Origin of the sequence: Christiangramia aquimixticola (assembly GCF_048285835.1) — a bacterium.
GTDB lineage: Bacteria > Bacteroidota > Bacteroidia > Flavobacteriales > Flavobacteriaceae > Christiangramia > Christiangramia aquimixticola.
Genome location: NZ_JBLVTL010000003.1, coordinates 105,133 through 118,224 on the forward strand (window position 1 = coordinate 105,133; position 13,092 = coordinate 118,224).

The 13,092-nt window shown below is 37.9% G+C and carries 10 protein-coding genes; 3 read left to right on the plus strand and 7 right to left on the minus strand.

The genetic code is table 11. From position 1 onward, the window contains the following. Window positions 1-65 precede the first annotated feature (65 nt). Genes ACNKXV_RS07365 through ACNKXV_RS07375 form a run of 3 tightly spaced genes read right to left on the minus strand, consistent with a single transcriptional unit; the run spans window position 66 to window position 3,592 of the window. Window positions 66-911 (minus strand): DUF1853 family protein, encoded by an 846-nt coding sequence (locus ACNKXV_RS07365; RefSeq protein ID WP_417907072.1) that lies wholly within the window; start codon window positions 909-911, stop codon window positions 66-68. 9 nt (window positions 912-920) lie between these two features. Beyond that, the gene (locus tag ACNKXV_RS07370; protein ID WP_417907073.1) at window positions 921-1,412 is read right to left on the minus strand and encodes a GyrI-like domain-containing protein; all 492 of its coding nucleotides are present in this window, start codon (window positions 1,410-1,412) and stop codon (window positions 921-923) included. After that, window positions 1,412-3,592 carry a S9 family peptidase gene (locus tag ACNKXV_RS07375; RefSeq protein WP_417907074.1) on the minus strand — a complete coding sequence of 727 codons (2,181 nt, stop codon included), beginning with the start codon at window positions 3,590-3,592 and terminating at the stop codon, window positions 1,412-1,414. The genes ACNKXV_RS07370 and ACNKXV_RS07375 overlap by 1 nt, the downstream gene beginning before the upstream one ends. Before the next feature lie 168 nt (window positions 3,593-3,760). Here ACNKXV_RS07375 and truA point away from each other — a divergent pair, with 168 nt between their 5' ends. Further along, complete coding sequence (gene truA, locus ACNKXV_RS07380; RefSeq protein ID WP_417907075.1) at window positions 3,761-4,549, plus strand: tRNA pseudouridine(38-40) synthase TruA; 789 nt, start codon at window positions 3,761-3,763, stop codon at window positions 4,547-4,549. A gap of 8 nt (window positions 4,550-4,557) precedes the next feature. On the opposite strand, the gene recQ is transcribed toward truA, so the two are convergent. Next, a complete protein-coding gene (gene recQ, locus ACNKXV_RS07385) occupies window positions 4,558-6,663 on the minus strand; it encodes a DNA helicase RecQ (RefSeq protein WP_417907076.1) in 2,106 nt (701 codons plus the stop codon). A gap of 142 nt (window positions 6,664-6,805) precedes the next feature. Between recQ and corA the strand changes: the two genes are divergently transcribed. After that, entirely contained in the window at window positions 6,806-7,885 is a 1,080-nt protein-coding gene (gene corA, locus ACNKXV_RS07390) for a magnesium/cobalt transporter CorA (protein ID WP_417907077.1), read from the plus strand. 10 nt (window positions 7,886-7,895) lie between these two features. Next, on the plus strand, window positions 7,896-9,029 hold the full coding sequence (locus tag ACNKXV_RS07395; protein ID WP_417907078.1) for a lactonase family protein: 1,134 nt from the start codon (window positions 7,896-7,898) through the stop codon (window positions 9,027-9,029). 27 nt (window positions 9,030-9,056) lie between these two features. Here ACNKXV_RS07395 and ACNKXV_RS07400 read toward each other — a convergent pair whose 3' ends face one another. Genes ACNKXV_RS07400 through ACNKXV_RS07410 form a run of 3 tightly spaced genes read right to left on the minus strand, consistent with a single transcriptional unit; the run spans window position 9,057 to window position 12,871 of the window. Then, window positions 9,057-9,968, minus strand: a complete 912-nt coding sequence (locus tag ACNKXV_RS07400) for a succinylglutamate desuccinylase/aspartoacylase domain-containing protein (protein WP_417907079.1) — start codon at window positions 9,966-9,968, stop codon at window positions 9,057-9,059. Between the two features lie 9 nt (window positions 9,969-9,977). Further along, window positions 9,978-11,024, minus strand: a complete 1,047-nt coding sequence (locus ACNKXV_RS07405) for a glutathione synthetase (protein WP_417907080.1) — start codon at window positions 11,022-11,024, stop codon at window positions 9,978-9,980. Next, entirely contained in the window at window positions 11,021-12,871 is a 1,851-nt protein-coding gene (locus tag ACNKXV_RS07410) for a flavohemoglobin expression-modulating QEGLA motif protein (protein WP_417907081.1), read from the minus strand. Before ACNKXV_RS07410 ends, ACNKXV_RS07405 begins: the two co-directional genes overlap by 4 nt. Window positions 12,872-13,092 lie beyond the last annotated feature (221 nt).

Below are 13,092 nucleotides of genomic sequence, written 5' to 3' on the forward strand. Positions count from 1 at the left end.
GGTTATTAAAAACCAAAAAAAATACTTTAATCATCACCAAATTATCCTGAAAGCCTTAAAAAAAATTACCACCATACCACAAAGAATTTTTTGTATATATCCCCGTGTTTCATCCAGATCAAGGGTGATTTTCCTTTTTCAAACAAGTCCTCAATTTGTTTTAGGATAGTATCGTAATCCTCCCAATTTGAATTGCTGTTAGGCAACATGCTCCATTCATTTTTTTTGGGAGCATAGAAAACTGCATTTTTCCGGTTTTCTCCAGTGAATTCTTCATACGATATCCAGCTTCCAATGAGAGCTTCCGGATTAATCAATTGTAAGTCGGCAATATCATGTTCTCTTTTATAAAGCTGAGCTTTGAAACATAATTGCTGCTCAATATTTTCAGGTTTAAGGCCTAATTTGTTAAGGTAAGTTGAGGTTTCCTCCCGGAATAATAGTGGAAATTGTTTTTTTTGGAGTTTGTCCATTTTTTCCTTGAAACTATCGCGCCTGTTTGGACCTATCCATTTTTCAGCTTCAGTTTCAAAATTGGGATCGTACACATACAGTTTATAAACCAGTTCTACATGCAGAGGTTTTGAGGTTTTATGATCATACACCAAAAAATCTAGTTCTCCGCAGGTAGTATTTTCAGAAATTATCTGAAGGTTGGCAGCGATAAGGTCATATCTCGGCGAGTGCTCGATCGCTATCTCAAAAAAACTTTCCATGCGTTTTCCCAGGATGGAATTTCTTGGATGGTCTAATTCGGCTAGCCTGGAATATAAAGATTCTGAAAACTCAATTTCGGGAAATTCAAAAACAGGAATAGAAGAATTGGTCCCTGCATTTATATCAGGTGTTTTGAGGAAACCCTGAAATTGCGAAATATATAATTCTGTTCTGGCAGGAACCGATTCTTTCATTCAGCAAGTTTATGTCTTTAATTTAATAGGTATCCAAATATGTTCTTTAGACTCCGGATCATCGAGGCCCTTGTAATCTTTATCAAGAACTTCAAAGTGAGGCCGGTCATCCAGTTCGTATTTGGATGCCGGAATCCATTCACCGAATATAAAATTTGCTGTACGTGCAAATTCATTTGCTGTTCCAACATGTACAAAAACAGCATACAAACCTGATGGAATTATTAATTCCTTTAACCCGCCAAATAGGGGAGGAACACTGCTTACTTCTACTGCCGCCCACTTTTCGAATACAGATTGAGAATTAAACTGGCCTTTGATGATATTATTATCATAAAGCTGAACGGAATACAGGTCATCACTTTTTTGATTTCCAATGTTAGCTTTTCGCTCCATGAAGCGTTTCCAAAGCAAGCTGGTTTTATCGTCTGCCAGACTGGTATGAACACTTAAGCCAATCAGTTTTTTTTCTTTAAGGTCTTTAATTTCCGGATCTTTCATTATTCAGATTTTCTGGGTCCCAATTCATAATTTTCAGGGGGTGTAGCTCCCATTAGATGTTCTACAAAATAATCCCATCTCCGGCGCATCATATAATAATAATCACTTCCAAATCCATGACGGGCATGTGGAAATATTATCAGGTCAAAGTCTTTATTAGCTTTGATTAATGCATCAACAACCAGATAGGTGTTATAAGGTGGGACATTATCGTCCATTGCTCCATGAGCTAACATCAATTTTCCTTTAAGGTTTTTCGCCAGATTTTGGTTAGCCTGTTTCTCATAATTCGAAACATTAGAGGAATCCATGCTCATAAGCCCTATATAGCGCTCTCCCCAATCATCTTCATAATTGCGATTATCATGATTTCCAGATTCGGCTATCCCAACCTTATAGAATTCAGGATATTTAAACATCGCTGCTGCCGTTGCAAACCCACCGCCGGAGTGCCCCCAGATACCTACCCGGTCGAGGTCAAGAAATTTATTCTTTTCAGCAAGTTGTTTTATACCGGATATCTGATCTTCCAGGGTATTATCGGCCATATTTCCATAGCAAGCATCATGGAAGGATTTAGACCTGTCGGGATTACAGGTACCATCGATAACGACCACTACAAAACCAAGTTCTGCCAGTGCCTGGTGATCGCTTCGGGAAGGAGAGAACGACCGTCTGCCAACACCGCCACCCTGTGGACCGGGGTATATATAATTGATTACCGGATACTTTTTGGATTCGTCTAAATGAGTAGGCGTGAACATTAAACCATACAAGTCCCATTGTCCGTTTTTAGATTTAACCTTTATAGGTTCTGGCGCCTTCCAACCTGATCTTTGGAGATCTTCAATATTTTCAGACTCTAAGTTGCTAATGAGCTCTCCATTTAATTTTCTTAAAATGGCTTTGTTAGGAACATTGGGTTGAGAGTAATTAGAAACAAAATATTCTTTCTTAGGTGCTAAGTAAACACTGTGATGTCCATCCTCTGGAGTAAGTAGTTTTAAATTATTTCCGTCAAAATCGATGCTATAAAAATGACTGAAATATGGGTCTCTTCCTTTTTCCCTGCCTTTAGCCAGGAAGTAAATCTTTCTGTTTTTCTCATCGACCTTCAGCATTTCAGTAACTACAAAATCTCCTTTGGTAATTTGATTTTTAAGCTCGCCTGATTCTGAATCATATAAATACAAATGTCCCCAGTCATCCCTTTCAGAATACCATATGATTTCGTTTGAAGCCGGCAGATATTTCCAGTTGATACTACCCTGACCAGATTCATACTGTGTAGGCACTTCTTCCCTAAAAACTTCTCTTACCTCTCCGGTAACAGCATCAGCGATCCTCATTTTTGCTACTTTATGATCTCTGGAAGTGGAAACAAACACGAGTTCCTTCCCGTCTTTGGCCCATTGGTTGTCATCAAAAGCTCCGGAGCAGGAGATATCATCACATAAAGTACCGCGTCTTGAATCCATTGGAATATTTAAACGGATCACTTTAGGAGCTTCAACTTCTATTATAACTCTTTCGATCTTGATAACTTCTTCATCGCCGGGCAAAGGATATTTCCATTGTTGGAGTTTAGGGGCACCCACATTTGTAGAAACCAGGTACATTTCTTTTACATGTCTTTGATCCTGTTTATAAGTAGCGATCTTCTTTGAATCTGGAGACCATAATAAAATTGGCTTATCACTTTTTCTCCACCCGGCATTATCTGTGGCATATCCATAATTTTCAGTACCATCTGTGGTTAATTGAATTTCTTTGCCAGTCGAAAGTTCCTTCATCCATAAATTCCAGTCTTTTATATAAGCTGATTTTTCACCATCTGGCGAAATGACTTCATTGGATCTTCGTCCGTTCGGGTTTTGAGTTAATTCAAAGCCTGTTTTATTTTCCAGTTCTTCCAGGGACTTTGCAACACGTTTTTTTCCGGATTTATGATTTACATACACGAATTCTTTTCCTTCCTTCGTATTAACCACATAGTAGAAATCCCCATTTGGAAGCCATAGAGGTGATACAGAACTCCTGTAAACCTTAGAATTTGTTTGATAGCTTAAAAACTGTTCTGCTCTGGCATAATCCTGTGCCGTAAGACTGTCCTTTTTGGTTTGAGCAGGGACACTGGAAATTATAAATAGCTGAAGAATGAGGAAGTGTAAGTATTTCATTTTCTCTTTTTTAATAGATAAGCAAGATAAAATATTAATAGGACTATTTAATTATCATTGATTACTGTTCTCTAATAGATGCGGAAATTTATATTTTCAGAGAAAGAATAAGCCAGGCAAGCTGGAGGACTCTTTTACATTTTAATACCTTTGGCCGAAATTTCAGGTTTGTTTAGAAAGAGATTCTATTATTTTATTAAGGTTCAATATTTAGGTTACCGCCTGCATGGCTGGCAAAAACAACCAAGTGTAAAAACAGTGGAAGGTTTGATCACTAAAACGCTTGGGTGGGTAATGCCGGATGCCAAATATAAAATTCTGGGTACCAGCCGTACAGACGCCATGGTATCTGCTGAAGAATCTGCCTTTGAATTGTTTTTAGATCATGAACCACTTGATGATCTGGATGAATTTCTTCAACTTTTTAATAAGAACTTACCACAGGATATAAGAGCCTTGAAAATTGAAGAGGTAGATGAGAAGTTTAATATCATTCAACATTCCAAGACCAAGGAATACGCCTATCTATTTAGTGTAGGCGATAAATTTCATCCTTTTAGTGCGCCTTTTATGGCCAATTTTCAGGAAGATCTGGATATTGATAAAATGAAGAAGGCTGCAAAACTATTTCAAGGGGTCCATAATTTTAAGAATTACTGTGTTCGGGTATCAGAAAAAAGCACCTTCGACAGAGAAATGCTAAGATCTGAGATCGTCGAAAATGACCTGTACACTGCAAATTTTTTCCCCGAACAGTCTTATATTTTTCATATCCATGCCTCAGGTTTTTTACGGCATCAGGTAAGATTAATGATGGGAACTCTCGTGCAGGTTGGTCGAGGGGAGTTAAGTCTGGAACAAGTAGAAGAAAGCCTGTTACCGGATACCCCTCATTTACAAATGGATTTTATTGCCCCTGCTTCCGGACTTATTCTTAAAAAAATAGATTTTCAATAATATCTGAATTAACCTTCTTTTTCGAGAATTTTCAAGGCGATCTTTAAAGTTTCGTAAGGAATTGCTTCATTGAAATGTTCATAATAACTCCGAAGGGAATTGGTGTCATTCAATTCAGTTTTCGCTTTTTCCACAGATTTAAGTTCAGATCCCGGAACAAACTGGTGCAAATCCACATCCTCACCTTCATCATACAGTTTTATTAGATGAGTGAAAATGGTATTTCTGGCTATTCCTTTTTTCTGAGCGATTTCCTCAACGCTCAATCCTTCCTTGTAGTAGGAGAGAGTTTCCTTATAGGTATTACCTGTTTTCTTTTTTTTTACAGTCTTTTTCTCCCGCTTTTCTTTACTAAAGGCGATGATCTCTTTAATGAACCTGTAACCATAATCTTCCATCTTTTTTCTACCTACCCCGTTGATAAGTAAAAATTCTGAATCAGACATTGGTCTTTGCTTTTCCATGTCCTTTAAGGCCGCATCGTTAAAAATGAGATATGCAGGAATACCTTCTTCTTTTGCAATTTCAAGCCGAAGTTGGCGAAGTCTTTCAAACAGTGAATTGGAAACAGTTTTTTCAATTTCCCGGGTAGCAGTTTCCTTCTCTTCTTTAACATCTGCCAGATAAACCTTTTCCTTTTCGAATAGGACTTTTTTAGACTGCTCAGTTAGCTGAAGGTGATTGTTGCGGTCAAAGGCGATCTCGATATATCCAAGATTGATCAACTGAATAATATACTGCTGCCAGTGTCTCCAGGAAATATCCTTGCCAATCCCATAGGTAGAAAGTTCGTGATAATTGTTTCTTCTAACCAGTTCGTTCTGGCTTCCTCGTAATACATCGATCACTGCAGAAATAGGTTCAGAAGCTTTTAACCGAAAAATACAGGAAAGGGCTTTTTGTGCGATCACTGTACCATCAAAGAACTCTGGTGGGTTTTTACAGATATCACAGTTCCCGCAATCTTCCTTGATATACTCCCCAAAATAACCCAACAGGATCTTTCTTCGGCAACTTAATGCTTCAGAATACTGTTTCATCCTGTCAAGCTTGGCCAGTTGAACTTCCTCATTCTTGGAATTCGAAGCAAATTTCTGAAGTTGGATCACATCAGAATAACTATGGAAAAGCAAGGTTTCGGAAGGTAAACCATCCCTACCTGCACGGCCAATTTCCTGATAGTATCCTTCGAGGTTTTTCGGCATATTATAATGGATCACCCATCTAATATTGGATTTATCGATTCCCATTCCAAAGGCAATGGTAGCACAGATGATCTTTTTTTCGTCATTTATAAAATCATCCTGAATATTGGATCGTTTATCATGTTCGATTCCCGCATGATAGGCTTCAGCTTTAAAACCTTTTACCTTTAGTTTGGCGGCCAGTTCTTCTGTGGTCTTTCGGCTTAAACAATATATAATTCCACTTTCCTTTTTTCGGCTTTTAAGAAAATCCGTGATCTGTTCAAAACGCTTGATCCCGGGTTTTACCTCAAGGCTTAAATTCTTGCGGTCAAAAGAGGCAATATGCTTTTTTGCTTTCGGGATATTTAGCTGTTTGCAAATATCATTTCGGGTAGCCTTGTCGGCAGTTGCGGTTAATGCCAAAACCGGAGTAGAAGGGAAGCGGTTTTTTAAATAACCCAGTTGAGTATATGCAGGTCTAAAATCATGGCCCCAGCTGGAAATACAATGAGCTTCATCAATCGCAATTAAACTAACTTTTCCGTCGGTTAGAAAACGGTCTACCACCTGTAAACTTTCCGGAGCGACATAGAGCAATTTGATCTCCTTGTCGTCAATTTGTTTAAATATCGCTTCCTTTTCAGATTCCTGCTGACTGCTGTTCAAATATGCCGCCGGGACACCATTGGCATTAAGTCCATCCACCTGATCTTTCATCAAAGCGATAAGAGGAGAGATAACCAGAGTGATTTCCGGAAGTAATATGGCTGGAAGCTGGTAACAAATTGACTTTCCGCCCCCGGTGGGCATGATTACTAAATTGTCTTTCCCTTCAAAAACAGAACTGATGATCTTCTTTTGTAAAGGCCTGAATTTTTCATATCCAAAGTATTCTTTGAGGGTTTCAAATAACACAGCTTCATCCATAGCTGCAAAGGTAAAATTAAGCTAAGAATTCGCCACTTTCTTTCCCGGCCAATTTTCTGAAAAATTCGTTCTGTTAGGATAAACCGTTATTACCTGTGGCTTTATAAGATTATTAGTACTTTTATAGAAATTATTTCTATTTATGGCCAAAAGGAGGAAGCTGATGCTTAGGCGTCCCAAAAATACCAAAACGGTAAACCAGATTCCCGGAACCATGACCTATGTAGGTCATAAGGAATCGACTGAAACTAAACTGGATGTTATAGATTATAACGCAAAAAGTTACGAAAGGTTTAGTTCCACCACCCCTGAAGATGCTTTTAAATTTGTAGATGAACAAAGCGTTACCTGGTTCAATATTGACGGATTAAGCAATGTAGAAGAAATAGAAAAGCTTGGTGATTATTATGAATTACATCCTTTAGTGATGGAAGACATAGTGAATACCGGGCAGAGGCCCAAAATAGAAGAATACCAGGATTATATATTTATAGTGGCAAAAATGCTGTACTATAAAGATGGAGAGATCGAAAATGAACACCTAAGTATGATCGTTGGGAAAAATTATGTGTTAACTTTTCAGGAATCTGATGGTGACGTATTTGATCCAATTAGAGAACGTATAGAAACCGCAAAAGGTAGGATTAGGTCAAGAGGCGCAGATTATTTAATGTTCGCACTGCTGGACTCCATTATCGATAATTATTTTCTGGTTATAGATGATATGAGTGATAGGATAGAGGCTTTAGAAGAAAGCCTTTTCACCTCTAAACCCAGTGATGATATTACTTTTGAAATTCAGGATCTAAAGAGAAATATTTTAAGGATAAGGAGAGCAGTTTTTCCATTAAGAGAAGTGATAAGTCGGCTTGAAAAGCTGGATAGCGACCTTATCGATGATCATACCGGGAACTTCATTCGAGATCTATATGATCATATTATCCAGATTTCAGAAAATATTGATATCTATCGGGAAATGATCTGGGGGCTTATGGATATGTATATGACCACCATAAGCAATAAGATGAACGAAGTGATGAAGGTATTAACCATTATGGCCAGTATCTTTATTCCTCTCACCTTTATTGCCGGGATCTATGGAATGAACTTCGAATACATACCAGAGCTGCAATGGAAGTATAGCTACTTTGTTTTATGGGGTATAATGATCACCATTTTCTTCCTGATGATCTATTATTTTAAACGGAAGAAGTGGTTGTAAAAATATTATTATGAAATTCAATATTAACCTTTGCCTTGTATTACTTACCTGTATTCCCGTTTTTGGACAAGTGGAGGTGATCAATGATTCCATTAATAAAATGTATGTTGGAACATATACGCAGAAGGAAGGACATGTAGATGGTAATGCAGCAGGGATTTATTTGCTGAATCAGGATCCCTCTACCGGAAGTCTTGAATTTATTCAGACAGTTGCTAAAGTCAGGAATCCATCATTCGTAAAAGTGGGCCGTCGAGGGCGGTATCTTTTCGCTGTAAGTGAACTTGGACCCAAGGATGGAAAGACCGGATTTGTTTACAGTTATCAAATAAAACCAGATGGCACACTTATAGAATTAAGCAAGCTCTCTACCGGCGCTAATGCTCCCTGCCATATAGCTTTGGACAGATCGGGAAAATTTGTTTTTGTAAGTAATTATATGGGCGGGGTGGTTGCTGAATATAAAATCGATGAAGAGGGTAGATTAGAGCTTATAAAAGAACTAAAACTCGGGAATCAGGAGAATTCTCATGCTCATTCGGTTAAGATTAGCAGGGATAATCGTTTTGCATATATAGCCGATCTTGGAAATGACAGGATATGGATCTATAAATTTGATCCTGCCACGGGCAAACTAACTCCTCATGAACAAAGTTTTGTAAAATTGCCTGAAGGAGCCGGGCCAAGACATCTAAGTTTTGATAAGAACGGTAGTTACGGCTACAGCATTAATGAATTGAATTCTACCCTTTCTACCTTTAAAATTGGTAAAGACGGAAAGCTTGAAATCATTCAGACAATTAGCTCCATCCCTGAAAAATTTAAGAATAAGAATTCAGCTGCAGATATACACATAGATCCGGAAGGCAAATTTTTATATGCTTCCAACAGGGGACATGAGAGCATAGCAATTTTTAAAATTGAGTCGAAACTAGGAACCCTAACTAATGTAGACTATGTGCCTATAGCCGGTAAAACTCCAAGGAACTTTGCAATCTCTCCTTATGGGAAATACCTATATGCGGCCAGTCAGGATACTGGAAACATCACTATTTATAAGATCAATCAGGAAAATGGTAAATTAAAACCTCAGGAACCGGTATTTAATATAAAAACTCCGGTTTGTCTGGAATTTATAAATTAAAAAAAGCAGCCAATTGGCTGCTTTTTTTTAAACTTCCTGAACTACAAAGAATCCGTCATCTCCTTGCGACTGGTACAATGGCATAAATATATAAGCATCCCATTCGCTAATTACCTCCTCACCGTTTTGCTTTGCGAGCAGTTCTCCTTTTTTGATCTTCTGAAAATTTTCATAACCGGGTTCCATTTTAAAGGTTTCACCTTCCTTTAAACCGTGACGGTGGATAATTTCAAAAGTCTTTTGCTCCGGCGCATTCTTTTTGGTAAAACGCTCTACACATTCCGGATAAGTAGAAATTTTGCTGAGATCAAGATCACAAGCTTCTTTCAAAGCAAGCCAGATAACGCCTTCATGGTTTTCAACCGAACGTTCATCTGTATGTTGTCCCGCTTCAAACACGAAACCGGTCATTCCGGTTCTACTTAGGTAATGATCTATATCCCCGGTAATTATATCGCTGAATCCCCTGATTATATAAGTTGGAAATTTGTGCGCCCATTCATCGTTATCGTTTACTTCCTGAACAGAAACATAGGGTAAACTGGCAGAGGAGGTGGTATGACAATCCAGGAAATACCTTTTAGAATATCCGGCTTTTGAGTAGTCATTTAAAACATCAATAATCTCAAACATTTCCTTTTCCTCATGCGATTTAGGATCATTTTTCTGTACATTTTCTTCAGTCCAGGTTCTGTTGAGGTCTTCGTCAATAAAGCGTTTGTTTTCATTCAAAGCTTTTTTGTTCCCGGCAACTCCTACAATTTTACCTTTGATAGAAGGTTTGGTCTTTTCCAGTTCTTTAAAAACTCTTTGTAAAGCCAATACTCCACTTGGCTCGTTCCCATGAATACCTCCGGTAACAAAAAGCAGTGGCCCTTCATTTCCTGATGAATATTCTCCTATGATTCTTGGTATATCCTTTTCTAATTCATTCTTCATAACCAAAATTTAGTCCATTGTAGCCAGAGTTCTGTTGCTTAACTGGCCTTTGTACATCTTTTTATATTCAACTTTTCTTTCGATAGCTTCTATTATATAGTCAGTAAAAGCAGGGAGGCCTATATCTTTAAAACGTTCCATACCTCCGGGACTCAGCACATTTATCTCAATAAGCTTGTTATCTACAATATCAAGACCTACGAAAAACAGTCCGTCTCTAATTAATTTAGGCGCAGTAAGATCTATAATGCGTTGCATGGCCGGGGTTAGTTCACTGCTATCTGCCGTGGCACCTACAGAAAAGTTACTTCTAAATTCTCCTTCACCGCTCACTCTTCTAATTATAGCTTTCTTACCATCCTGTTCCATTACTTTACCGTTTACTAGCAGGACACGTACATCCCCGTCTTTGACGGCCGGTAAAAATTCCTGAGCGATCACATATCCCTGAGAACTTAAATGGTCGATGATTTGATTGACATTTTTCTCATGCTCATCTATCAAATAAACATCCTGACCTCCGGAACCTTCCAATGGTTTAAGCACCATTTTCTTGTTTTGCTTCTCCCAAAAATCCAATAATTGATCCTTATCTCTGGTGATAATTGAATCCGGCTTAATTTCTTGCGGAAGTTCTTCAAAATATAGTTTATCGATAAAGGCATGAGACAAAGCATATGCATCATTTAAAACCAAGGCATTTTCCTGCTGAATCATTCGGCCAAAAGCCACACCTGCCTGTTCTGCCCACTGGCGTCCTACCTCTTCAGTAGGATTGTTTCTAATAAACAATACATCAAGTTCTGAAGAATCTATTTTTTTATGTTTATTTTTTTTATCCTGAAGGGCTTCCAGAAATTTTTGGGTTGATTTGCTTTTAAAGCTTTTAGGTACGCTTACGGCATTAATGCTAATTGGCGCATCGTGATGAAATGTGAAATCTCCTACGCCTGCCGCGTATACCTCATGCCCACGTTGGTGAGCCATACTCATAAGGGCTGTAGAGGTTCCATTTCCCTCTCCCTCTACGTCATTTAAAACAAAGCATATTTTCATTTGCATATCATTTGTGGCAAGCTAAGTCCCTGCCTGATTAAATTTAATTTTTCATTCATTTTTTTACTGTGCAGAAATCTTGGTTTGATTTTCGCCGGTTCCAAAACTTTTCTGTCAGTAAGTTCTTTTATTACCTCGGTATGTTTCAATCCAAATTTCCCGGCAAGTAAAGATTCGTAATCATCATTTTCCTTCAAATGATCCAAAAGCATAACAAGGCCTTTGAGGTAAATAATATCTTTTATAAAACCACCTCCCTGCATAATTCTGGAAGTTATATTGAAAGCGCTTTCTGGTGAGAAACCGTATTCCATTTTTAAAAGCCTGAAAATTTCTCTAAAATCTCCACCCTGCATTACAGCTTGTCCGGCAATAACCCGCCCGGCCAGGATTCGCAACCTGTTGGCCGTAAGCCCATCAACCATGAATTCTGACATTACCGCTAAACCTTCCTGAAGCGGGTCATAATCTGCAAGACCAATACTTAATTGTTGTAATGGCTGCCGGCTCCCGTTGTAGTAGGTTAATACATGCGTTCCTACCTCATGCTGAATTAAAGCTTCTGCTTCTACACGATTCATTTTATAATCCTGAGGGATATACAGTTCTCCCTGAGAGACCATCATAACATTCACATCTTTCCTGATATGAACCTTACATTTAAAATTTTCATCCTGTTCTTTAAAATAATCGAACTCCCGTCTGGCCAAACTGCTGAAATCTTTGGAATCAAGAATATCATCCTGAAGGGTTTCATCCTCTTCCGGCACCTGATATAAAATATTGCGGGCAGCCTCACATAAATTATCATCAACTCCCTTATATAGTCGAATACTATCATATAGGAAATTTTTGGTCCCGCGTTGTCCCAGCATGGAAATTTGCATATCCAGTTCTTCCCGTTTTTCCCGGAAAAGAAAAGACATGGCTGGATCATCGATATCTTCTATTTTAAGATTAAATAATTTTCGTTTTAAAATATCGGGATCCACCGGCAACAACCTGTAATGATAATCGATGACCTTCTCATAATGACTCTTAAAGAATTGTTCTTTTATGTCATAGATATTGGAAGGCGAAACCAGCCATAAAAACTGAAAAGACTTTTCAATCTCTGTGAGTTGTTTATCAATATCAAATACAACCTGTTTTAAGTTTTTTCTTCCCAGGGCATGTAAACTGGCTACCCCTGCTGAAGTCTGAATTCTTATAAAATCGAAAAAGGACTTGTGTAAAGCTTTGATTAAAAAATCTTTAAAGCTTCTGAAGAAAACCGGATACAATACATTTTCTTCATCCCTGTAAATGGGAGGGATTTCGAGTCCCACCAGTACTGCTCCACAGTTTTTCGCATCTTCTATACTCATTAGGTCTTCATCACCTTCTGCATGCCGGTGAGGGGTATCCAGAATTTTAACATCAAGAGAAAGACCTTTAAAAACCTGATCAATTGATTGTAAATCTTCCTTCAAAGTAGCAAGACTGGTGGGCAATTTTTTTGCGGGAGCTTTGATATTTACACAAGTAGAATCGACCGGGCCTGCGAAAATTTCAAATAAAAGGTAAGATTCCAGTTTGGCAGATAATTTATCGGCAAGCTTAAAAAGCAATCTTTGATAATCTTTAAAATTTGTGGTTCCAATAACCAGGTAAGAAGATTCACTGGTAATAAACCGTTTTGTACCTCTGTCTTCCGGTTTTCTCCTGTAGATTACAAGATAGGGGAGTTCTTTCTCGATATGAAGAATACCGTTCCCGGGAAGGGCACAGCTTATTTCTTTTTCCTCTTCAAGGATTGTTAAAATTAGATCAATAGAATTTTCAGATAGATCAGGTAATTCCTGCATTTTCTTGAAAATTTTAGTTTTAGGGATCAGTAATTGACTGATTCTAAATGGTTTGGTTGTAATTTAATTTTATATGAATCTCTAATTTAGGAAGATTAAAAGCCCTAAAGACCTTATCTCAAGGTTTTGACATTACTTTATGATAGGAATATAATATTATGTGAAAGGGGGAGGTAGAAATATATAGAAAACAAAAAAGCCTTCTGTGAAGAAGGCTTTTT